19 protein-coding genes are annotated in these 24071 nt (G+C 53.1%); 3 read left to right on the top strand and 16 right to left on the bottom strand.

The window, feature by feature from the left end; genetic code table 11:
* From BUB72_RS18195 to BUB72_RS18140, 12 genes are all read right to left on the bottom strand, one after another.
* The coding region (locus BUB72_RS18195; RefSeq protein ID WP_139250726.1) for an AAA family ATPase at positions 1 to 969 on the bottom strand (969 nt) is incomplete at its 3' end.
* 84 nt (positions 970 to 1053) lie between these two features.
* Positions 1054 to 1986: a retron St85 family RNA-directed DNA polymerase gene (locus BUB72_RS18190; RefSeq protein ID WP_073146368.1), complete on the bottom strand. Its 933-nt coding sequence runs from the start codon at positions 1984 to 1986 to the stop codon at positions 1054 to 1056.
* 181 nt (positions 1987 to 2167) lie between these two features.
* A complete protein-coding gene (locus BUB72_RS18185; RefSeq protein WP_073146366.1) occupies positions 2168 to 3010 on the bottom strand; it encodes a retron St85 family effector protein in 843 nt (280 codons plus the stop codon).
* Between the two features lie 102 nt (positions 3011 to 3112).
* Positions 3113 to 4444, bottom strand: a complete 1332-nt coding sequence (locus tag BUB72_RS18180) for an MvaI/BcnI family restriction endonuclease (RefSeq protein WP_139250724.1) — start codon at positions 4442 to 4444, stop codon at positions 3113 to 3115.
* The gene (locus BUB72_RS18175) at positions 4416 to 4898 is read right to left on the bottom strand and encodes a very short patch repair endonuclease (protein ID WP_073146362.1); all 483 of its coding nucleotides are present in this window, start codon (positions 4896 to 4898) and stop codon (positions 4416 to 4418) included. Before BUB72_RS18175 ends, BUB72_RS18180 begins: the two co-directional genes overlap by 29 nt.
* A complete protein-coding gene (dcm, locus tag BUB72_RS18170; protein ID WP_073146360.1) occupies positions 4891 to 6111 on the bottom strand; it encodes a DNA (cytosine-5-)-methyltransferase in 1221 nt (406 codons plus the stop codon). Before dcm ends, BUB72_RS18175 begins: the two co-directional genes overlap by 8 nt.
* A gap of 115 nt (positions 6112 to 6226) precedes the next feature.
* A complete protein-coding gene (locus BUB72_RS18165; protein ID WP_073146358.1) occupies positions 6227 to 6577 on the bottom strand; it encodes a hypothetical protein in 351 nt (116 codons plus the stop codon).
* Positions 6577 to 7251 (bottom strand): ParA family protein, encoded by a 675-nt coding sequence (locus BUB72_RS18160; RefSeq protein WP_073146356.1) that lies wholly within the window; start codon positions 7249 to 7251, stop codon positions 6577 to 6579. Before BUB72_RS18160 ends, BUB72_RS18165 begins: the two co-directional genes overlap by 1 nt.
* 128 nt (positions 7252 to 7379) lie before the next feature.
* Complete coding sequence (locus tag BUB72_RS18155; protein ID WP_073146354.1) at positions 7380 to 8408, bottom strand: replication initiator protein A; 1029 nt, start codon at positions 8406 to 8408, stop codon at positions 7380 to 7382.
* 273 nt (positions 8409 to 8681) lie between these two features.
* Positions 8682 to 9245, bottom strand: a complete 564-nt coding sequence (locus BUB72_RS18150) for a hypothetical protein (RefSeq protein WP_073146351.1) — start codon at positions 9243 to 9245, stop codon at positions 8682 to 8684.
* Between the two features lie 18 nt (positions 9246 to 9263).
* A complete protein-coding gene (locus tag BUB72_RS18145) occupies positions 9264 to 10916 on the bottom strand; it encodes a type IV secretory system conjugative DNA transfer family protein (RefSeq protein WP_073146349.1) in 1653 nt (550 codons plus the stop codon).
* Positions 10916 to 11224 carry a mobilization protein gene (locus BUB72_RS18140; RefSeq protein WP_073146347.1) on the bottom strand — a complete coding sequence of 103 codons (309 nt, stop codon included), beginning with the start codon at positions 11222 to 11224 and terminating at the stop codon, positions 10916 to 10918. The genes BUB72_RS18145 and BUB72_RS18140 overlap by 1 nt, the downstream gene beginning before the upstream one ends.
* A gap of 664 nt (positions 11225 to 11888) precedes the next feature.
* Here BUB72_RS18140 and mobQ point away from each other — a divergent pair.
* Entirely contained in the window at positions 11889 to 13187 is a 1299-nt protein-coding gene (gene mobQ, locus BUB72_RS18135; protein ID WP_073146370.1) for a MobQ family relaxase, read from the top strand.
* On the opposite strand, the gene BUB72_RS18130 is transcribed toward mobQ, so the two are convergent.
* On the bottom strand, positions 13177 to 13515 hold the full coding sequence (locus BUB72_RS18130) for a hypothetical protein (protein WP_073146345.1): 339 nt from the start codon (positions 13513 to 13515) through the stop codon (positions 13177 to 13179). The two genes, mobQ and BUB72_RS18130, sit on opposite strands and share 11 nt — an antisense overlap.
* 487 nt (positions 13516 to 14002) lie before the next feature.
* On the opposite strand from BUB72_RS18130, the gene BUB72_RS18125 reads away from it, so the two are divergent.
* Together BUB72_RS18125 and BUB72_RS18120 are read left to right on the top strand one after the other, a co-directional pair.
* Positions 14003 to 14887, top strand: coding sequence for an ArdC family protein (locus BUB72_RS18125; RefSeq protein WP_073146343.1), 885 nt, complete (start codon positions 14003 to 14005; stop codon positions 14885 to 14887).
* Positions 14888 to 15243: 356 nt separating this feature from the next.
* Positions 15244 to 17874 (top strand): helix-turn-helix domain-containing protein, encoded by a 2631-nt coding sequence (locus tag BUB72_RS18120; protein ID WP_073146341.1) that lies wholly within the window; start codon positions 15244 to 15246, stop codon positions 17872 to 17874.
* Positions 17875 to 17972: 98 nt separating this feature from the next.
* On the opposite strand, the gene BUB72_RS18700 is transcribed toward BUB72_RS18120, so the two are convergent.
* The 3 genes from BUB72_RS18700 to BUB72_RS18100 all read right to left on the bottom strand — a co-directional run.
* The gene (locus BUB72_RS18700) at positions 17973 to 20834 is read right to left on the bottom strand and encodes a hypothetical protein (RefSeq protein WP_139250723.1); all 2862 of its coding nucleotides are present in this window, start codon (positions 20832 to 20834) and stop codon (positions 17973 to 17975) included.
* Positions 20835 to 21425: 591 nt separating this feature from the next.
* Complete coding sequence (locus BUB72_RS18105) at positions 21426 to 22814, bottom strand: DUF4365 domain-containing protein (RefSeq protein WP_073146334.1); 1389 nt, start codon at positions 22812 to 22814, stop codon at positions 21426 to 21428.
* Between the two features lie 277 nt (positions 22815 to 23091).
* A partial coding sequence (locus tag BUB72_RS18100; protein WP_175549206.1) for an ATP-dependent nuclease occupies positions 23092 to 24071 on the bottom strand: 980 nt, incomplete at its 5' end.

Raw genomic sequence — 24071 nt, 5'->3', positions numbered from 1 at the left:
TTCGGATCGTCTCTCTGCTTCCGCCCGGAAGAAATTCAGTAGAACAAGCCTTTTAGTCCCGGAACCTCGTTTGTTAAATGGAACATTACCGTCTGTTTTCAGGGTGGTCTTAAAGCCATCCCACTTGGGTTGCCCAGAAATATCGGGCGACAAGCCAACCGCAAGTTCCGGAGCCATCTCACGGAGTTTATCGAGGGTACGTTGGACTAGCTCGGTAGCTCGGTTCTGGACGCCTTCCACAATCCGAGCAATTTCAACTTCCCGTTCTGCAATTGCAATCCTTGCCGCCGCCGCTAGTGGGTCTTTAGCTTCAGTATCTTGGTCAGAACTAGCCCGATCAACCTTAAATAAGCAAAAGTACGGGATATGGGGCCGCAACTGGTCCCAAATTTTCTTTGCGTCATCTTTTGCAATTGGGACAAGAGTGTTTGTGACGGCAGCATGGTCAAAGTGTCGGAATATCGCCATTCGCCAAGGCGGATTTTTAGTCCGTTCAGCAGCAACTATGCCGTCTTCTAACCCCAGATCCCGTCCAAGTTTTCGAAGGTCCGCCTGTTTCAAAAGAACTGGGTGCTCGACGTTCTCAATAGCCGGGACAGTAGCCTCAACAAAAACATCGCAAGTCTTACCAGGGGTGTATTCTTTAACAATGCGTAGAACGGGTTCGTGATCAGCACGCAAATAAAGCAAACGTTCGTCACGCAGGTTTGTGCTGGATGTCGCATCTAACACAAGCTCCAATGGGAAGTCCTGAAATTCTGCTGTCAGGGTCACTTTGTCGATCAGGTCAGAAACGTGCAAATCATCTTTTTGAAGTTTTTCATCAGTAAAAAACAAATCCAAGGCATCCATAATAGATGACTTCCCAGCGTCGTTCTTACCGACGAACGTGGTAAGATCGGCGAGATTTATCTTGCGCAACTCATTATACCCACGAAATCCGACCATTTCAAAAGTAACTAGTTTCATAAAAATCTACTTTCAAATGATCTGCACAAGGGTGATTGGGTAAGACTGCACGGTTCAAGAGTTGATATGAAGATGGCCGGTCTCCTATCGGCTGCGATATGAATCATGAATTTTCAATCTTTCTATATTTTCAAAAATCGCTTGATATTGGATGTATTCATCGCTGCGGCCTTGCACGCATTTATACCATTCAAGCATCCCCTTCAGTTGTGCCTGTCGCTCATAAGCCCAGTTGATGTTGCGTGAGGCACGAAAAAATGCGGCCCTGTATTTTTTTCGCTGAGGACCTGGTATTCTTGGCTCAGGACCATGCGTCAAAAGTCCAAGTGTAATGCGTGGCAACCCTTTAGGGTGATATTTGGTTTTGCTCGAATTTATGATAAATCCGCTGCTTTCAACAACACTAGAAGCAACATCAGCTAGGCGAGTGTGATTGAAGTTTCTCTCTTTGTGAAAAAACATATCATCACTGTACCTCAGGTACTTGAGCTCCCACGTTTCCGCGAGCCGTTCCATTCTTTTGTCCAAACCAGCCATAATAGCGTTTGAAATAGCAGGACTGGTTGGTGCTCCTTGCGAGAGCTTATCGTCTTTGGTGCACAATCGGCTCAATATGAAGGCAGCGGCATCGTTGTACCCTAGTCGCCGGAACAATCCAAAAACCCGGCGGTAGGTGATTGTGGGGAAGAAGTCAGCGATATCAACCTTGAGAATTGCCCGCCCGGGGCAAAGCAACTTTGTTGCTGTGAGAATGGACCTGCCCTGCACATATGAGTGAACATTGTCGCTCATGGGAAGCTCAGAAAGGATTTTCTTGTTAATCGCCCTTTGGACTCCCTTAAGCTCACTGAAAGGAATGTCGATTTGGCGCACTTTCATTGGATCAGATTTCTTTGGAATACTGATTGTCGTATAATAACTTTCCGGAGATTCGACTAAATAATAGATGTGCTGCGGAGCAAATCCCAAGAACCCTGAAAGTGTTTCAAGATCGAGGCACAGCGCCGCAGCATCCATATTCCTACTTCTTCTCTATATCGATGCTGTGTAATCAATCTAAAAGGGAAAAATCACTTTTCTATTGATTGCACAGCAGGCTTCTACGTACTTCGCGTGCCCACAACGATGACATTGTGTCTCCCTCTCGCAAGGGATTTGCTAGGAATATCAGCAGATTCTAACCATTCGACCGCTCAGGTCAAGCAGCTGCAAGAACTCTGGCGCGACTTTTGCTAATAGCCGTCGAGCTAAATGGTTTGAGAAGATCGTCAGAGTAACCATTGGTAGCGCGGTAGGTTCCTGAACCAACTTTGGACACCTTCTTTGCTTCATACAGAGCGTGCAGGCTTTCGTTAAGTTGTTTTGGGGCAAGTCCAGACAAAAGCAAGAGCTCGGCATAGCTGGCTCGGTCACCTACGATTACTGAAATAAGCGTAATGGCCAAATTGTACTGCTTACGGATTGGAGCCATGTATTCTTCATAAGGCAACTTGGGGCGGCCATAGCGCACCATGGTGTTCCGAAGGTAGTCAAACCGATGAAGGTAATGAGCGTACTTAAAGAACGTCAAAGGGTACCGGACTCGGGCCCGCATGTCATCGGGATCATCGGGATCATAATAGATGACGCTGTTTTGATTTTGATTGGCAAGTAGGCTAAGCGGACCTCTTGCGATGTAGCTTGTCGCTCTGAAAAACCTACTGGACACAAGGACCACTAGCCTGCCTCTTACACCTGGAAGCTGAGTGAATGTTCCTAACTCAGCGATAGAACCAGGCGACTCCAAGATTAACAGCGTGAAGTCAACGTCGTGTGCAAACTTTGCCTCCAGAGTTTGCAAGTCAGTTTTTTGACTTTTAAAATTACTCTGGCTTTCAATTTCCTCACCATACACAGCCTGAACGTTAGGCACTTTTTGAAGTTCATCTCTGGCAAAATTACGCACAACCATGTCTCCCGACGCATAGCCAGGTCCGCAAACAAATATCTTGGACCCGACATACTGCGCGTCAGTCTTTAGTAGGCTGGGCTGTATTAGCATTTTACCTCGCCTAAGTTGGTTACGCGGACTTTAGTGCCGATCAAGACACGATCCTATGCAAACGGATGGTTGGCAACAACGATCTTCAATCTCGCCGATCGGCTAGGAGAGCAGATCCACAAGTACGTTACGGCTATAGAGCGCGTCTAGCTGGCCATGCTTGACCCGAAACTGACTACGCCGCTTGGTGACAGGTTTATCTGTATCGGCTTTCTCCATCTTGATCCCTGGATCGTAGTATACAGCGCCGCTTGCAAAGGCCCCGAGCAGGAGAAGCACATCAGTCCCCTCGTTCATCTGAACAACCGACCCATAGCTATACTCTGGAGGAGGTGCCTGCATCAGAGACGGAACGTAAGCCGCCTTAGCGTGCTTCCGGTTCCAGTGCGCCATGACCCCTTTAAACCCCCATGATGCCGCAATCGTTTCATCACGAGCAACGAGCAAGATTGCCCCATCCACGTCAGTGATCTTACCGGATTCTGCATCAAAACCCGCCATGCGCAGCGCCAAACCTGTCTCCGCATGAAAATCTCTGTCGCTGGCATAGACACCACCGAAGTTGATTCGGCCCGCCTGACCGGCCTTGTCGGGGTAGCCAAACCGGCGCAGGAACACTTCCACACCTTCGTCCCGGTAGACACCGCCGGTCGGTTCAGGCGTCATCAGCGTTACCGGGCTCTTGGCCGTGTATCTTTCAAAATCCCGGACCCCATACTGTTTTACTTCCCATCCCATGAAGTCCGGATCGGCATAGCCGTTCGGCGAAATGCCCAGTTCAGCCTCAAGAGTGTAGCCACCACCGTTACGAGCGCTGTAGGGCTCCGGAACCCCTGCCCTGCCCATCTTCTGCGACTGTATCCAGCCTTTCTGATGAATGCGGCGCAGCGCATCGATAAGAGCTTGCTTAGGATCGATACCACCTTGCCGGATAGTTTCCAGATCAATGAAGACACCGGACGCCTGCAACCCTTGCGAGGCTGCGTCGAAAGCCCTAGCGATTGAGTTGTCATGGGCGACAACATGCCCGAACACCCGCCCGTCCAGACTAATGCCAAAAAAGAGCACCCTGCCCTCGTCGCGTGACCGCATCAGCTCGCCAGGTGCCCGCTCCGCACCGCGCAGGAAGCCTGACATTCTGACTTCCGGATACTTAGGGTAAAGGATCAGCTGGGCGTCCGGAGCAGGTGACGGTCCTTCGCTGTCGATCCAGAAGAAGTTCACGCGTGCCTTGGCTCTGTCCCGGATTGATCCGGCCAATGTGCTGTCGTCATCTTCTATCTTACCATGAGGGATGATGTTCAGAGCGCCAAAGCCGCCGCCCAGATAAACTTGGTTCTTGGAGTTGTCATTTGGGGCGAGGCGTTTTGCGTAGAATCTCACAGCGCCATGCGCGGCCATCTGATCAAGCAATTGGTTTAGTGGGTTCGTCAATCCATTGGCCTTTAATGCAGAATTCGTCTGCATCAGAGGACAGCCACTCGGATAGGGAGTCAATGACATGCGGCAATGGCAGACGGCCCCTGCCCTTCAGTGCGCATTCCCAGACGATAGCAACACGCCACCCCCCTGCCCCAAGTTCAAGGCATGCGGCGGTGTCCCGGGTACGGTTACGGTCAATTTTTTCACGCCAGAATTGTTCGCGGGTACTGGGCCATTTGAAGAGCGGACAGTTATGACCGTGCCAGAAGCACCCGTGAACCAGAATGATGGCTTTGTACTTCGTCAGAACGATGTCTGGCTTGCCGGGAAGCTCCTTGGCATGAAGCCTGTAGCGTAAACCCCGCGCATGCAGGGCCTTACGGACGATCAGCTCAGGTCGTGTATCTTTCCCACGGATTGCCGCCATGTTTCGGCTGCGGGTCTGCGTATTGTGGACGTCAGCCAACTTTCTTGAGGGGCGGCGTTTTCACGAGGTCAATAATATGCGGACGCATCAACCTTGCGACTTCGGCAAAAACCGGCACCGCTACAGAATTACCAAACTGCTTGTAGGCTTGGGTATCTGAGACCGGAATGCGGAAGCTTTCGTCATAGCCCATCAGGCGAGCACATTCCCTTGGTGTGAGGCGGCGCGGGTTTTTGTCCTCGCCTCGACTGACAAGGATTTCTGACCCATCTTTGTAATATCTGGCAGAAAGCGTTCGGGAAATACTGTCACCATCAACAAGGCCAAAGCCAAAGCCATTGCCCTTGGCTTTATGTTTGGCAGCGTAACCTTGGAGATATTTCCAGAGCTTGTCTGACAGCGTGTATTTGCTACTCACTTCTGCATCAGGTCCGACTGTAAAATGTCCTTCCGGCGCTTCAGTTCCATTCTCGGGGTGAAGAATATCCCGCATCCCCCTGCCCTTCCGGCCTGGTAAGATCGCATCGTCAAAACTGAAGCCAGTATCTTCGCGGAATCCAACCATAACGATCCGCTCGCGGTGCTGCGGTACAAAATTGGCAGCATCGATGATCTGGGTATGCAGTGTATAGCCCAGTTCTTCTTTAAGCTTCCGCTTCATCACGTCAAAGGTGCGGCCCTTGTCGTGGCTTTTGAGGTTCTTCACGTTTTCCAGAAGGAAAGCAACGGGCCGGTGATGCATCAAGACGCGTAGAACATCGAAGAACAGCGTGCCTTGTGTCTCGTCATCAAATCCATGCGCCCTCCCAAGGGCATTTTTCTTTGAGACTCCGGCAATCGAGAACGGTTGACATGGGAATCCGGCAACGAGGACATCGTGATCTGGAATATCAGCAGCATCAATATCTCTGATATCACCAGCGATTGGTCGGTTGTCCGGGAAATTGGCATGATACGTCGCCTGAGCGAAACGATCCCATTCCGAAGTAAATACACAACGACCACCGGCACTCTCCATCGCCTTGCGGAGACCACCAATTCCGGCAAAGAGATCGATGAAGCTGAAGTCCGTGTTGCCTTGGACGGGTTTTCGAGTGTCCACTTGCATCTTGAGCAGTGTCATAACGCCGTCGCGCGGAGCCTCTTCACCGCGCTTCCAGCGATAGACATGTCCTTCGGAATAACCCAGGACTTTGGCAGCCTCCGGCACGCTCCAGCCACTCTGCTGCATAAGCATTTCGAATTCGGTCATCTTGCTCAGTGCCCCTGACATAAGTTAGCTGGGTATTTTTCTGACACTGTGATGTGAAGAATCCCTAAAGGCAAGAACAATATATAAACTTGAGCCGCTCGAAGTGCGTCTACACTTAGCTCTTCGACTTTCTATACGCCGCCAACATATCCTCAATAACATCGTTGAGCCGCCTGCCCTCTTCATCACGCAACTGATTCAACTCGTCACGAAGCTGGCTGGACAGATAGATGCGCCAGTAGATCATATCTTCGTTCAGAGGTGGCCGACCCCTTCGCGGCGAGGAGGATACGGCAGCAGGTTCTGTTGATCGAGTGAAGCCATGTGCCTCCCCAGCCTTTGCGACAGCGCTCTTGTCTGGTTTGGTACGAATTGCCTTTGGCTTGCTTTTTAGAGCAGCCCCGATTTTGACATCGGTTTCTGGTTTTCCATCGTCGTCATCAAGGTTCAGAAAACTATTAGCCATTATTCCGCCTCCAGTATCTCAGCCAATTCTTTGCCGAGCCTAGCAGTGTTGCTGATCGCGCTGGCGACCGATTGATTATGCCCAAGCTCAAAAAGAGTCTTTCCTTCAGCCATCACGCGCTCAAAAGGCGCTCGACGCATAAGTTCGGTTTGCAAGCGTTCGACCCCTGCCCCATCCAGTTCAGCAAGCAGTTCCTTGTGAGATTTTGTGACGATGGCTGCATCAGTCTGAGTTATCAAAATTCGTGCTGGAACGGTTCTGCGGGCTGCACGTCCCGCGTCTCGGATCATCTTGAGGGCTGCGCCAGCGGCATCGCCATCAAGGGCACTTGGACGCATGGGTATAATGCACATGTCTGACGCAGAGGCTGCATAGGACGCCATAAGACCTGCTACGCCCTCAAGATCGACAAACACCAGATCGTGCTTCGCTTCGGCTGCCTCCAGAGTATCAAGGATGCTCCCGTCAGATGGATCAGAGATCACCTCGAAGGGCGGTTTTCCCAAGCCCTCACTTTTCCGCTTACCCAGCCAGACGCGCGCGATGCTTTGACGAGGATCGGCATCCACTATGGCGACTGACAAATCTGGATTGTTCGCAAAAACTGTTGCGAGAGTGAGTGCCGATGTGGATTTCCCGCATCCGCCTTTGGGGGATAGAACGCTAACGATCATTGCTCTGCCTCTTTTTTACGGCATCTTTTATTACGTGACCTTTTATATGTCACGCTATTTTATATTTCACGGCATATTTTATACCCGGTATATTATACTGCATAATAAATATCACGTTACTTTTAATATCATAAATCTTGCCGCGCGGCCCACTTGCGGCAAAACCCTATGAAAGCGTTGTCTGGGCTTCTTGGCGGCTCCATCCCCTGATCAAGAAGTGACACGACCCACTGTCGCCATTCCCGCTCAATCACATAAACGTCCCAGCCCGGGGCTGCCCTTCGAGCGGCCTCAAAAGTGTCTGGCCGAAGAGAAACTGAATACCCTTCTCCGAGAAGGGCAGGGGCCGAGTTGCGGTTTCTGAAAGATACCATGTCCGACTCCATGCTCACGGAGTAGTCGGGCAGGTGATCAAACTCACACAGAGCTCTGACAGCCATCCGGAAGTTCCGCGACGCATCGCTCGATCCGCATTTTTTCTGCAGCTTCTTCAACCCTATCTGCCAAAATTCCTTCGCGCCGCAGTGCTTTCGAGCGATCTCGTAAATTCGTCTCTCGATAGGCTTCCGTAGGCGGAAATAGTCAGGATGAAGGGTCAGCACTTCATTCGCTTCAATCGCCTTGAATAGCCATTCAGACAGGCGCAGCCCCCATTCAGTTACCCGCCCGTCTTTTCGCGTCCGTTTGATCTTTGCCCCATCGATCAGGCCGAATGCCTCCCATGTTTCCTCGCCGCCAGTCTTGATTGTGGTCCGCAAGCGTGTGCCGTCGAGACGATCCAGTGAGTCCCGAAGAAGGTCATAATCATGGCCTCCAGTGTGTCTGTTGCTGAACTCCATGAAATCTCGCGCCTGAAACATGATTTCCCGTGAGTAGGGGCGACCTTCGTTTCTTGCAGCCATGATCTGGCTGATCGCGAAAATCAGAATATCTTTGTCGTAGATGTTCGCGATGCCCTTCGAGCTAGGAGTCACCTCTAGTACAATGTCGCCATTCTCATAAGTTTTGACTTCGCGAATAGGTTTCTTTGACAAGGTGAAGATTGGATGTTCCATCGAAGCCATGTCACTTTTGATCACAGCATCAGCCACATCGCAGATAAAGAGGTCCGTCTGCGGGTATCTGTCCGGTAGGAGAGGGGGATTGTCTTCTTTCATGAGGCCTGCTCTCAACGGGATATTAGCTGCACTTTAGTTGTTATCGGGATATTAGCTGCACTTCAAGTCTTATCGGGATAACACCTGCAGTATCTGGGATAACGCCTGCATCTGAACGGGACAATAGCTGCAGATCGAACGCACAACATATTGAAAACAAATATGAATAGTGCCCTAAAATTACACGTAACACAGATTCTAACACATATATAACACTAGCAAGATTCAGCCAAAACGAAACAATCAGCTAACGAAGCAAGCGAATCGGCCAACTCAATCAGAATAAAACACACAAGCACCGACACCCGTTGTTGTCGTCGTCCACGAAGCCCCAAGGACAGCGCAAGTTGCAGCGTTGCTGGCTAAGAAACGAGGAAGCGCAACCGTCAGCACCAAAGCCAGAACGACACCACCCAGACCGACCCATGGAAGCCAGCGTCTGTCGCTCTGCTGATTTTCACGCAATTCCTGAATAAGACGCAGCGTGTTGGAATGTTGCGTCGTGGTTTCCTGAAACGATGCGCTTGATCTTTCAGCACTGTCCAGCAGAACCCCAGCCGCTTTGTTCAACCGCTTGAGGCTGTCAGCAATCCGACCATCGACGGTTTGGCCGATCAGCTCGCCATATTTTTCCGGGTTGGTTTGTTCCTGCGCCGCGAAGGCCGCGATCCGCGCCTCAGTCGAGACTTCGAACTGTTTGTTGGCAACCTGCGTCAGGCCGTCGATCCGGTTGGACATGCTGGCGACCGCCGTGGCCATGAGATCAAGTGTTTCGCGCAGCTCAGCGTCGGAGAGGGCAGGGAACTCGGGTTGGTCTGGATCAGGCGTGTCAGTCATGGCGGGTCATCCTTTGGATCACTGGTCCTGCGGGACGAACAGCCCCTTGAACTCGGGGTCGGCGTAGTAGCGCAGCTTTTGGGCCAGGGCCGAGGGCTGGCCTTGGACGCGCAGGAGCTGCAACTCGGGCGGCATCTGCATGATTTCATCGGGGGTCAGCAGATCACGGCCCGTGAGATTGTTGGAGAAGCTGGGATTGTCGCCCGGCTTGTAGCTGTCGGTCTGGAAGCCCGTGGTTTCCTGACCGATCATTTGGCTCAGCCATTTGGCCGTCTCAAAATCATTCACCCCGAAGACCTGTTGTACCCCGGCATTGGCGGTGAAGGTGCCCGCGCGTTCGCCGTAGAGGTCCCTGAGTTGGCTCATGTCCTGCAGGATGGGCCAGAGCTGGAGGCCATAGCCTGCCATCAGCCCCATGGCGCGTTCCACGGCCTCCAGACGGCCCAGGGCGGCAAATTCATCGAGGAGGAAGAGGGCAGGGGCCTTGAGGCGCTGAGAGGCTCCCTGAGCGCCCACAGAGGCCTCAGCGTCCCGTGCGATGTCCTGGAGGGCCTGAGAGACCAGAAGACGCAGCCAGCGGCTGTAGGCGTCCATACGGTTGGGGGGCAGCACCAGAAACACCGATGTGATCCGGTGGCGCAGATCGGAAAAGTGGAAGTCAGACCGCGATGTCACTTTCGCAATGCGCGGGCTGTCCAGAAAATGCGTGTGGCGCTGCGCGTTCGACATGACGGACGCGGCTTCGCGATCCGCCTTACCCAGAAACCGGTTAGCAGTGCGGGCAATCAACCCGCCCGCCGCATCGCTGTCCTGCATCAGCTCCAGCAGGGCGCGCAGCTTTTCCGAGGGCAGGGTGAGATATTCCCGGACAGTGCCAAGCGTCCGGCGGTCGCGGTCTTCGTGACAGACGCAGAACATGATCAGCCCGCCGAGGATGGCTTTGGCTTCTTCGTTCCAGTGGGCTTCCGAAACTTGTCCCGGCGGGTCCATCACCAGCGCCTCCGTCAGGGAGGCGGCATCCTCGCCCAGATCGAGGCTGTCAGGCGTGAGCCGGTCCAGCGGATTGTAGGCGGCTGAAGGAATCCCAGATACCTCAAACGGATCGAGGACGTGAGTAGTCCCGAACCGCCGCCGGGCTTCCCCGGCAATCCGGGCGTTCTCGCCCTTGGGGTCGATGACCAGGACGGAGCGCTCCGCCGCCAGCAGGTTCGGGATCACGGTGCCAACGCCTTTCCCTGCGCGCGTCGGGGCGAGGGTGATCAGATGAGCAGGACCGTCATAGCGCAGCAAACGCCCGGTGTGCGGATTGCGCCCGATCAAGAGACCATCATTCCCCTGGAGCTTCTTCAGCTCCTTGCGGTTGGCGAAGCGGGCCGAGCCGTGGCTGTCGCCGGTCAGTCCGAAGTAAGCATCAGCCCCGGAGACCATGCGCCAGTATCGGAACCCGAAGACGCCACCGATGAAAATGAACGGACCAAACACCAGCCATTGCCATGCGCTTTCGCCCGGCTGTTGATCGTAGAAGGCGAAGATGAACGGCGTTGCAACAAGTGCCCCGAGCATCGCGCCGAACAGGACGGCTCCGATCATCCACCCCAACAGAATGGGCGTGAAGATCAGCCGACCGAAAAACCGGAACAGAGCGTCAGAGATGCGGAACAATCCCCGCATCAGGACGCGCCGTCGTCATCAGCGGCATCGTTCGCAATGGGGACAGGGGAGAGGGTGGGCGAGGGAGCAGTCCAGTCCGCGAAGGCCTTGCGATCCTGTTCACGGGCAAGGTTACGCACGAGCCGATCTAGCATCGCAGCAGCACTGGAATCCCGCTCCGCCAGATCGAGCAGCGCCCCGCCGAGGATCACTTTGCGCCTTGTGTCCAGTTTGCGCTGCCTGGTCGCTTCCCGGTTCTTAAGACCCTGGAGCCGCGCCTTGGCCTGGGCGTATCGTTTCTCTGCCCGTTCGAGTTCCGTCTCTGCCATATCGCGGGGTTCCACTTTCAGATTTGCGGGTGGAGAAGTTTGACTTTCTACCTCAGATGGTAGAGCTTACCCGTAGGCCTGTAAAGGACAAGGGCGCACTTATGCAAACTCTCCACCTGCGGCTCCGAGATTTGCGTGCGATCTCTTCGGGGCAAAGCCCCAGCCGATGGCAAACCCCTTCGCTGCGAAACGCATCGAAATGGAAGGGCGCGCCGCCCCTTCCAAACCTTCCCAGACCAACGTGTGCCGTTGGATCGCGTCCCGTAACGTCGCCCCAGCAGTTCGCCCAATGCCCCATGGTGGGGGCCGGTCTGCCGCTGGCGTCTCCGTTCCGAGAGGCGTGGATCGTCGGACCTGACGGTGTCGATCCACGCCGGGTTTGCCCCCGGCAAACCGCCTGTCATCTGTCCCCATATCCCGCTCGCCACGAAGCTGGGGATCTAGGGGCAGATGACAGGCAAGCCCGCGCCTCAACCACCCTTCGGGCAGTTTCGCCTAGGCTGTCTTTTCCCCGCAGGCCCGCGCGCCAGACCGGAGTGCCCGTTGGCACCTCTGGGACCGGAAGGCAAAAGACGGCTGACCGGACGGCCAATGTTGGAGCATTGGCCGGGGTCAGCAGCGGCGCTTGTCGGCGGCGTTCGCGTCTCAGGCGCGGGTTGCGCTGATGGCCAGCTACCACCTCTCTGTGAAGACGATCAAACGGTCTGCCGGACGCACCGCAACGGCAGCCGGTGCCTACCGCGCGGGCGAGCGCATCGAGTGCCAGCGGGAGGGCCGTGTGCACGACTACACCCGCAAGCAGGGCATCGAGGAGACGTTCATTGTCGCCCCTGAGAATGCCCCGGCCTGGGCGCAGGACCGCTCCAAGCTCTGGAATGAAGCCGAGGCCAGCGAGACCCGCCGCAACTCCGTCACCGCCCGCGAGTGGGAGCTGGCTCTGCCGTCAGAGATCAGCGCCGAGGACAGGTCGCAGATCACCCGTGAGTTCGCCGAGGAGCTGGTCAGCCGATATGGTGTCGCCGTGGACGTGGCGATCCATGCACCGCACCGTGAAGGTGATCAGCGCAACCATCATGCCCACGTCCTGACCAGCACCCGAAAGCTGGAACCCGAGGGCTTCACGGCCAAGACGCGGGTTCTCGATTCCGCAAAGACCGGCGGTGTCGAGATCGAGCAGATGCGTGGCGTCTGGGCCGAATTGCAGAACCGGGCGCTTGAGCGTGTGGGCGAAGTCGAGCGTGTCGATCACCGATCTCTTGAGGTGCAGCGCGAGGCGGCACAGGAGCGCGGTGATATACTGTCCGCCGAGGAGCTGGACCGTGACCCGGAGCTGAAGCTGGGACCGGCGGCAAACTCGATGGAGCGGCGCGAAAAGGCAGCGGCGGAGCGCGAGGGCCGGGAATACAAACCCGTTACTGAGCGCGGTGCCGTGGTCCATGCCGCGCGTCAGGCCCGCGCTGCGTTCCGCGAGATGCGCGAGCGCGTCGAGTTTGCGCGTGAAGTCTACGGGGTCGAGCGGGACGCCGGGCAGGGGCGTGTGTCCGCCGGTCTAGCCGCGCTCAGGGCGGCGACATCCAAGGGCCGTGTCACAGATGACGTCCGGGAGCGGTTGGCGCGGATCACGGATCGCGGGCAGGATCGTGGTGGGCAGAGTGACGAAGAACAGGCCGGAGGGCGCAACTATGCGCGGGACCGCCTGAAGGAGATTATGGATAAGGACGCCGGGCGGGATGGCCAGGCGGCGGTGCACAAGCTGGACGGTCACAGTGATCCTGAGCTTGGCGAGGAGACCGGACGCGAAGAGCGCAAACCATCTGTGAACGAGCGCCTGAAGGACGTGCTAAACAAGCCGCGCGAAAAGCTGGAGATCGAGGACGGGCGCGACCAGGATAAGGATCAGGAAGTCGAGAACGACCGCGAGATCGACAGGGAGATAGACCGTGATCCCGGCCTCAGTCACTGACGAGGCGGTGTGAGGTCTTTTCGCCGTTATTCATGGGGATGCTTGCTTGGGAGAACCCAACGCCTACCAGGAAGGAAATCACGCCGGTTGCCGTCTTGAATTCGCGCACCCTGATCGCATTCTGCGTCACGCGCGTTCTGGCAGTGACAAGGATTTTCTCCTGCCCATCACTCCCAACCGTCCGCATGATCCACAGGCCGTACCAGCTTGGTCCCTTGCGTTCAGGATCGGCTTTGCACAGCACTTCGACCGTGTGTCCCTCCTCAGCAAGTGCCCGAAGGCCCTGTTCGGTGGTGACGTTTAGTTCGAGGTCAATCGTCTGGTTCATCGCGCATACCAACAGAAACAATGATGGTCGTTTTGTGCCTGAATCTAACGAAGGCATCAATCGTATATTATCGAGTTAGATATGGCTCGATAGAGTTCAGTGATCCCGGCGCACGCCGGTTTCGCTTTGAGCGATAGACAGGGCAGGGGTTCGACGGGCTGACACCCACTCACCCCGGCCCTGACAGTTTCCGAATCCTGTTGATCCGCCTGCCATCCCGGCAGGTCCGAGAAAACCGGCAAGCGCCGCCTGTGGCGTCGGTTCCAGTCGAGAATTCCGGTTCCTCCCACGCGCAGGCGCGCGGGTCCCTCCCAAATTCACGCCCTCTACCCGGTTGTCACGGCCCCGCCAGGCCGCAGGACGGGCTTTGCCCTTACCTGCTCTGCCGTTCGGAATGCATGGGCATTCCAACAACAGAAGCAGGAAGGCCCGCCCATTGGCGGAAAGGGAAACAGACCCCGACCGCATCACGCAAGGAGGGTCACAAATGACCAAAGAGAAATTTGACGTTTATTCCCATGTCACCGATCAGATTGTCGCGCAGATCGAGGCGGGCACCCCCCCGTGGCGCAAGCCGTGGACTGGCGGCGGGGCATCGGTCAGCCTACCGGAACGGTTCAACGGCGAAGCCTATCGCGGGATCAATATCCTGATGCTTTGGGCCACAGCCATGACCAAGGATTACAGCTCAGCCCGCTGGATGACGTTTAATCAGGCCAAGCAGCTGGGGGGCCATGTCCGCAAGGGTGAGAAATCCGCAACCGTGGTGAAATACGGCACCGTCGAGCGTGAGGACCAGAACGGCGAGGAGCGCCAGATCCCCTATGCCAAGGCCTACCGCGTGTTCAACGCTGATCAGATCGAGGGCTTGCCCGCCGAGTTCTACATCCTGCCCGATCCGCCCCGTGATCTTGGCACCGTCGCCGATCCCGAACTGGAGGCGTTCTTCGTTGCGAGTGGCGCGCAGGTCGACGTGACCGAGGAGCCGCGCGCCTATTACAACATCAAGACGGACCGCATCCACATGCCGCTGATCGCAACCTTTCACAGGGCGGCAGGATACTATGGCACCTTGGCGCATGAGTTGACCCACTGGACAGGCGCAACAAAGCGGCTGGATCGTTTGGGCCGGTTCAACGACCGCAAGGCCTATGCGTTTGAGGAACTGGTCGCGGAAATCGGAAATTGCATGCTTTGTGCGCAGATCGGGGTGGAGCCTGAATTCGATCAAAGCGCGGCCTATGTCGAGGGATGGCTTGAGGCGATGAAGGAAGACAGCCGCGCAATATTCCGCGCCGCGTCAGAGGCGCAGAAGGCGGTGGATTACATCATGGCACGCAACACGCAGGCCGAGCGGATGGCCGCTGAGTAGCAGTCCGCACCGCCGCAATGATCGAGGCCCCCGTCAGCAGGCGGGGGCCTTTTGCGTTCTGGCGTGATTCAGGTGGTGGCGGTTTCAGGGTGACCTGTCGGCAGGCAACCTGAAGGCTACCCGCCGACAGGCCCGGCGCTTCGCGCGGACGGGCATGAGATGCCCGAGCTTGTGGCGGCTCTAGGAACAAGGCAAGCATCCGCATTCCTCACTTGGCGATAGGCCACCAGCCGTGGTCTATTGGCAGAGAGTTGAAACAACCAACCCCGATCAGCGGGTGCAGAGAGTAGCTTAGCTTATACCAGATACTGTCAAGTTATCAGGGAGTAGCTTACAAGTTCATATGGGTTCGAGAAATGGCCAGCAGAGACAATCATGCCAGACGCCTGAGAAGTCAGGCCGGTTTAACGCAAAAGGCGCTTTCCAAGCTGTCTGGCGTTGATGCTAGAACAATCTCGCGATTTGAAACAGGTGGCCAAGTCAATCAAACCACTATCGCCAAGATCGCCGCCGGATTGTCAAAAGCGCTTGAATTCGATGTTGAGCCAAAGAGTCTTTTAGATGGAAAAAGCTATGAAGATCGCCTGACTAGTGACCAACAGGGAACCGATGCTGAGCTTTCTGACTACGCCCGAGACATGCTGAATGAGCTTAGATCAAAACGCGACTATGGCCAAGGCATGCTCATCGATGCCACAGGCATTGACCACCAAACAATCAGAAAACTAGAGCAAGACAATGTTCGAGTTAGCGCAGACACAGCTCGTAAAATCATCCGTTTTGTGAAGGAGTATTTGGAAGATACCGATCTATCAAAGCCTCAATCACCCTTCGATGCCAAAAGTTTGTCAGAGATAATTCGACGGGAGATGTCGAGAAAAGGTATTACGCGCAAAAGCCTTGCACGTGATGCTAAAATTTCACCTTCACTGGTGTCAAAATTACTGAATGATCAAATTCGTCCTTCTGATGAAGTTATAGGAAAGCTAGTTGGTTTTCTTAATTTGGACGAAGCAGAGCTAGCCAGTCTCAGGTTTCGTTCGCCTTCAGAGGGGCAACAGCGGAAACGTATATCTATCCGGCTATCATCGGACCAATTTGCCAGCATCCAGGCGATTGCTTCTCGCGAAGGCATGTCAGCTTCAAGGATTATACAGGCCAGTATTGGTGATGGAAAAGCCCTTCAGAGAATTGCGAAAGAAGGGAAACTGGTCAATCCATCGCCTAGTGTCAAAAGGCTTAGCGGGCCGGAAAAACCTGTAGATCAAAAAAGGCTGACATTAAACCTCTCAGGTGAGCAAGCAGAACGACTTGACGAAATCGCCCACGAAACTGGGATATCTCGGTCCGAGGTTATACATCGCGCTCTTTTGCGCGATGGTTTTTTAGAAGAAGTAGGAGTCGATGCGGGTTCGAGGGAAAGTGCGAATCTAAGGCTCTTCAATTCAGACCAGTCTGATGAAGCGAAAAGAAGACTGAAAATGGTGCAAACTGCTCAGTCGATTCCGGATCAGAATCCTCTTGTTCGATTTGGCGTATCAGAAAACGCTAAGCTTAGCCTAATCCCCACACTCGTGGATGAAAACGACTACGACACCATCGAAGCACTTAGGTCCGAACTACTAGCTGCGAACGGTCCCATCGAACACTTGAAGGAAAGGTACGCCCAAAATCCAAACGTGCCGCAGGCAGGCTTGTTTGGACGATTGACTTCAAAGTACGACGATGAACTCTCTAAAGACCCGAAAGACATCAACTACACAGTCCTCTATGCAAGAGGATCACGCTTCTATGCCGCCCGGCGGCGAGCCTCCCAACAGATCGCATCTGGTGAGTGGCCAGAGCTTGACGCTGATGAAAATGAAGCAATCGATGCGATATGTGATCTTCATGGCCCAATGATCATGGCGTCGGCTGCCGGGCGCAAACTCGTTGAAGACGCGCATCAATACGAGGTGCCCCCTGATGTTTATGAGGAAGATCAGAAGACCATTGAAGAATTTAGCCAGGTCATCGCTGCCGAAACAGAGCTCGTTGAGCCCGAAACGGCCGAGGCATACCGAGAGCTCACAGCCAAGACAGAAGGCGACCCACAACCCGCGCGAAGTAGAGGGTTGGGCATAGCAGCGACCGGATCGGCCTTAACCGTGATCGTCGGAGGGGCTGCGTGGTACAGCGCAGGTGGAGTTTTAGCCACTTTCATCGTGCCTGCTACCGCGCTTGGAGCGGCGGGCCTAGTAGGTGGTTTCTTCTGGGAAGCCATCAAGACGATGCCTCGCTTCAAGAAAGCAACTAGCGCAGTTGGCGATCAATTTGAAAAAGCCCTGGACCAAGCAGATAAACACGCCGCTACCAAAGAAAGTGCGCTTCTGAAGGGAATGGCCGATCTTGTTGAGCGCAATCTTCCTCTGTTCGAGAAAGTTACAGAATTGCGTCCAGAGTTCAGTTGGGCCAAGCAATTCTTGGTACGCAAGAAACCAGATCAAAACGAGAATGGTGCTCTACCGAAGGAGTTAAAGCCATCGAAGCACATTGTTTTAATGGGACCACGTGGTTCGGGGAAGTCCACTATCGGTAAGCTTCTTGCAGAGCGGCTAGGAGTGGGCATCGTAGATTTTGAGTATCAAATCACCAAGCGGCTTGAGGATAATCCTCACGCATTTAGAGAGAGGGCCGGGGAAACAAGGTACGCCGAAGTAGCTCGCAGTACCCTGTTTGAACTCTTAGCCGAAGCGCCAGGTATTATCGAATTCGATCTTACTTTACACGACCATGAAGCAATCCTTGAGCCTCTGAAAAACAAGGCGGCTGTTGTTTTCTTGTCTTTAGATCGTGACTTAGGTCCGGACCTTCTCCCGAGCGATCTGCGGGGTATCAAATACTTTTCCATTAACGTTTCAAATGCCAACAAGCCCGAAGATACCGAGGAGAAGATAGTCAGAGCGCTCGTAAAGCGCGACGACATTTTCTTTCCTTTCGGACCTTGACTGTTTGAGTTGTCCCTAGGCCAAAAACGGTCCTTTTCGCCGGTGACACAAACATAGGGTTTTGGCCGTTTTTAAATGCCGCAGATTAAGGGCGGCGGCTACTCCAGCGGCAAATCAGGAAGGTCCAGAGGAGGGCGTATCGTTGGCACCTCCAAAATAGGTCTTGGTGCACACGAGCATCCAAGCCCGTTGGTGACTTTAGGCACCCCTTCAGGACATGTTATTTGCTGGCACTGCCGAAGTGACGCTGGGCTCAAACCTGTCGGGGATCCACCCCTATCATCAAAAAGACACTGGCAGGCCAAAGCACCACTACTCCAGTCTGCCGTCGATGAAACCTGTCCCGGGCATTGCACGCGTTCACAGTATTTCCGCCCGATAGCTTCACCCATTGAGCCAGGGTTAGAACTCAATAACATATCGACGCACACAGCCTTCGGCTTATCATTCTCGTCGAATGGGTTCTGGAAGCAGTCCAATACAGCATCAAGTCGGTCGGATCGGCAAAACGCGTTCCGGCGAGATAGTCCAGAACTGCTCGTGGTTTCTGAAAGTGCTTGGCAAAAACAGCCGTTTACGGCGTCAAGAACATCGACCTGGCTGCCGTCGGCTTGATCAACAAAGGCGACTGAAGTCTCATTTCCTAGAAAGCTGGGGCAGTAGTTTGAGCCACTTCCAAATACTGAATCCCACATGGCTCTACGTCCGGCTACATCACCATCGCTGTGGTCCGCATTCACCATCACGGCCCCCAGATATAAAAATAAACCATCAGAAAATGTAAGGTCCTCACTACTTGACCTTAGCCTGTTGGCCACCAAAGTACGCAACGCACTCAAAGGTAATTCAGCAAATTCCAACAGTTCGTTGATTATCGAAGCACTAACTGATCCTGGCGGTCCAAACCCGGCCCCTCTGGAGTAGCGACCGCGTCCGGCAGCGAGATCCGTTTCAACACTATGGTATGTGTTTTGGGCCTCTAGGCCGACGGCTACGGTATCAATCAACGGGTGTCCAATATTGTCGATCCAATCAGGTTCGTATGGTATCTCTCGTCTATCGGGTGGCGAGCAGCAAATGATTTCGACGCTTGTTCTTGTGACTGATGGCCCCGTCCTCGAACGAAGTTCGAATTCGTAATAAGCATTGCCGTTTTCATCGCGTATAGTTCGAGACCACATGTCCTCACCATTCCCTGCGTCTCCGTCATTGGTCCATTGGGATTCATCATCCACACTTTGATCAGAATCATCTTCCGGATCTGGTTCAGGACCATCTACCGGCCCTTGGGTCAGGGGCGATGTGCATGCATCAGACGGTAACATGGGTTGAATACATTGCCGTATCGAACGTGACAGCCCATTACCAAGTAATGCTGGAATGGAGTAGGTTCCCGGCTGCGTGACAGGAGCGCCCCCACCAGATGGGGTTCGCGTATCATCGATGCATGGGGCGGTTACCATCGCGCCCATTGCGGACAAGAACTGATCATGTGATCCTACTATGATCTGATTTTTGGCGATTTCTTCCCACTCACCACAATGCTCTCTAAAATTTGCAATATTGAAAGCCTTCAAATTTCGAAGGTAAGAAATTGTGAATGGCAAGTCGTCAATAGCCAGTTGTCGTTCCAACCCATCTGTGACCGTCTTAAGCATGTCCCGGGCATCTATGAAAAACTGACTGTCGGGTCTCGCTCGCTCGCAAACCTGATACTGTGATTTGAGCCAAAATCTGGCTCTGGCCGAAGCTGCGTCGGGACCGGCTTGCTGAGAAAGCATTTCATAGTTTATAGATCGATCCAAAATATTTCTATAGACCGCCATTCGGCAATAGTAATCCCAAGCGGAGATTACGATGGTATCTGACGAATTATCATTTGAGTCGACCAACGCAGGGTTTGTTATGAACCCTCGGACTACGAAAACATCAAATGGTGCAAGAACCGCGTTACCCAGAAGGTCAATGCACTCAACGGTCACGAGACCACGGAACCAATTTCTGGCCCAGCAATGTGCGGATTGGACGCGCGAGTGCACTTGAACGCCCGCTCCTGGAATGTCGGTCAGTGCCCCCACATACACTTCATAGACCCCATTGGAGGGACGACCTATTTCTATGTGACCTCCAGTCGGTGCGAAGGAATTTTCCGCGAATGTTAAGTTTGGTATGTTTGCAGGAACTGATGCGATTGCAATGTGATTAGTCTGATAGATACTTACTGTGTCCGCTGCATTCGTAGACGTCACAAAACTATCAGTTGATAAGCCCACATGCAGCAAAGAAAACCTGCTATCCTTTCGTGATCCTCTATGGTCGACGCACGAAACTATAACGCGATTTTCTTCGGAGGTAAGAGATGCGGCACACAGTGTAGCATCTGTTCCATAGGGTGTTACGAGCACGATACCCTTATTAAACTGCATGTTAGAGCTTGATGAAACTGCATACTCTCCTTCCGAGATCCGAGATATCGAATATTCGCCCCCTCCAGGCAGATGACTATATTGGCTAATAGGCCGATAGCTGCCGCTGGTTTGCCGAGACGCGTAAACATAGCTTGAAATTCCAGGTGTATTTCCTGGTGTTGTGACAAGAGTGGAAAATTGGGAGTCTTTGGCACGGCCATCCAGATCAAAGCAGGCAACATTGACTCCATCTTGGTTCCATCCAACGACAGAGCACAAAGAAATATCTTCCCCGTAAGAACTTATCTGCACATTCCCACCAAATTCTGCCAATTCGGTTTGCGCGAGAAAGACACGGTATCTGCCAGTCGATAACCTCTCCGTCCTTACTGTGTCATCGGCCTCTCCATTAAATTGATATGGGCCAGAATATATCATATTGGCTGCACGTGACGCATTGTATGAATATAAAAATCTATCCGCAGCCGACACTAGCGATGGTGCAATCGTGAGTAGCAAACCTAAAAATACTGAACCGAGAAATGTCCTCATAGCCATCACCCTCTCTTTGAATATGAAGTAAACTAGCACATTATGAGTGTTCACGCAAAAATTGGCCTATATCGTTGTTATTAACCAAGGCGCACTCTGCGCAAACATTTCGGAAAGCTCTTCTGGGTCTCATTGAGGTGCCCCTAGTTTTCTAGACGCCTGCTTTGTTCAGTTTCAACTCTTGTGCTTCATAGTCAACTGATGACAGCATGTCATTGTTAGTGTGCTTCCGGTTAGGGTTTTCACAGCATTCGACACAGTAGGTTATTTTTTGGACGAATGTTCACGGACAAAAACCCCATGACAGAACTTCCCTGCCAAAAACGGTCCATTTGGTCGATCTATCTGCGGCTCAGCGGAATCAGTCGCTTGGCTGTGACAAAACTCCCCGGCAAAATCATTGCGGTTTTGGCAGCTTTTTGACCGTCGTAGGAGTCTATTGCCGGAGAGGAAAGAATTCTTTGGTAAGGTGGAAGCAGCCGTTCGTCACGTGCACAGCGAAGGTGTCGAAAGACACCAGAGGAACAGTTACTGAGATTTACACCAATGAACGATCAACATTTCGCATCGACATGAACCAAGCATCTGGTCTCAGTCAAGAATTTCTCCATTGAAAAGCGTTCGGATCGGAAGTGCGGGCAAGGGCGGCTCCTGTACAGTCATCACGCCAAGCCCTGAAAAGGTCGACACGACTTCGTCATGGAGGCCGATCACATCCGAATTCGTCTTTCTTGCTAAGTCCTTAAAATGGAACGGCTGTTTGTCATCGTACCAGTCCTGAAGCCAGGCAATCAACGGAGTACAGGGATGGTCAAAGTAACGTAGCAGGATCTGATCCTTCGGAATGCCGCTCATTATTCGGTCGAGATAATCGGTCATCTCGTTGAAATACATGATCTGTGATGTTCGCACCTGCGTCGATCCTTCATTCTCTCCTCTCGCAAAGTGTTGGACGTCATAATAATCGAGATGTTGATTGAACCGGATTGCAAAGACGTCGGTATAGGGTCCGAACCCCTTCTTTCCCCTAGTCTCGTCAAAGCTATCGTAGGCTTCGATTTGCGCCGTCGGGGTAAGACTCAGCGTAAAATATTGGTTGTCATGCACATCCGGATGCTCGCGCGCACGAAGGAATTCGACCAAAGCACGACCGTTCGTGGTCAAGGGCGCGATAAATGTTGGCTGCTCCATCTTCCGATAGAGGGAATCATTGACGTCATCGATATCGATCTTCGCAAGGCGGTGGTCGGTCAAGAGACGGATATACCTAATAATGAAAGGGTAGAGATCGCTCCTAGAGAATGTATACGCGATACGCGCATCCTTGCCGCGAACAATAACCTGTTTCCGAATGCGCTGGAGCAGTATGCTCGCATGAAACTGGACCTTGCTGCACAGTCCCCAGAGCCCTTCGACAAAAAGATCGAGCGCACTGATCGTTACTGCCGCATCTCCATGACCGACCATGATCGTGCATGAAGCCATCTCCTCCGAGAGCGACGTCAATCGATCCGCGTCGTAAACTTCTAGGTCGAACAAGGTGAGAAGGTAGCTCGCGAACGCGCTATCGACTTTGTTCGATTTGGATATGACGATGTGGGTGCTTCGCGATAGCTGGCCCTCGTCGTCTGGCAAATAATTCGTAACATGGTGCCAATAGACCGCGTCATCTTTCGGATGGTAAACGAACAAAAACAGATGGATCGACAATTGCAGCCAATATTCAAGGTCCGACTGTCTAGCGTAGAATTTGAACTGATCCGATCGGTCCCCATTGACGTAGCTCATCCCAGATTTCACCTGCGCACCGACGATCTTGCCCGTAGGGAAGTCTCCGAGGCACAGCTCGATAGTCCCATCGACGCCGACATCTTCTTGAAACAAGTCCCGCCAGATAAGATCATGATCGTTACATGCTTTTTCGACGGCAAGTAGCCCATCTTTCTCGACAGACGCCGAGCTCGATCTTTTCTTTGGCACTGCTGGTCTCCAGTTTATTCGAGGATAAGGTATAGATAAAACTAGTGCGTCTCCGTCACTGGAGAAAGCGGCATATTTTTGGCTGGGCTGTTGCTTGTGAGCAGTCATTGGCGCATCCGCTAGCGAATTGGTGCTTTGTCCTGCATTCTGTGAGTTAAGGTGCAGCGCAGCGAACGGCTGCGATGCCTCTGATTATCATCAGACAGGGATGCGCTTCATTTACTGGAACAGGGCATATAGGTCAGTATTGCTGACTTATCGTATAAGAACTGTTATGTTAATTTATTTGTTGCTGTATCAATCCGCTGATCTCTTGAAACCATCCTAGGACCTCATCTTGAGGGTCAACTTCTCTCAGTAAAGCTGCCGTCATTCGTGATGCGGCCAGAGTATTCAATTGTCTTTTTGCGGTACCGGTGCCCATGTCCGGCGCGAGGTCGGTCTGCTTGCTTGCATCGCTAACTAGAAGCGGGATATCTGCAAAATCTGACACGTGCACTGCAACCCCAAGTGCTTCCAAGATTGCAGCCGCATGGAGGTAGTTTTCGGTCTCTCTTTTTGATGTCAATCGGGCGGTGTTTAGATCAGCATTTCCATTCACTATATCTGTCTGCCCTTGATAGGCTGGAACATGGTCATGATCGCAATCGCGGTCATAAATATGATATTCTACACACCCCAACCCCTTCAGATACCGTTTGGAGATCCAGTGTTTCAGGTCGCCCCCCCCGACAGGGACAATTGCTACGTTATCAGATGATGCCAGGTCGATGACATTCGGATCTAAGCCTACAACAGCAGTGTAAATATTCTCAAAAAAATTCACATCGTTCGGACCTTCAACCATGACTAATACCGAGATGCGGCTGTCCGGCATAACTCCAAGTTCAGCTGCTATTTTTTCAAGGAGCTCATTTGCATTCGCTGAGTTTTCTATCACCTCTTCGATAATCGGACATACTTGAGGACCGTCTTTGCGAACTAACCGCAAAGACTCTGTTGGCAGGTTCTGGGCTACCAAAGGTGAGTGGGTTGTAAGAATGACCTGAGCTTTTCCTGTGTCAGCAAGTCGCTTAAAACTATCAAGAAGGAGGCGTTGATTTTCTGGGTGCTGAGAGCTCTCTGGTTCTTCAAACGCATAGATTATTCCTCGACCATCTTCTTCGGATCGTCTCTCTGCTTCCGCCCGGAAGAAATTCAGTAGAACAAGCCTTTTAGTCCCGGAACCTCGTTTGTTAAATGGAACATTACCGTCTG

The sequence above is a fragment of the Litoreibacter ascidiaceicola genome (assembly GCF_900129235.1).
Classification (GTDB): Bacteria; Pseudomonadota; Alphaproteobacteria; order Rhodobacterales; family Rhodobacteraceae; genus Litoreibacter; species Litoreibacter ascidiaceicola.
Note: the sequence above shows the minus strand (reverse complement) of the source record. Positions and strands in the feature narration are given on the sequence as shown.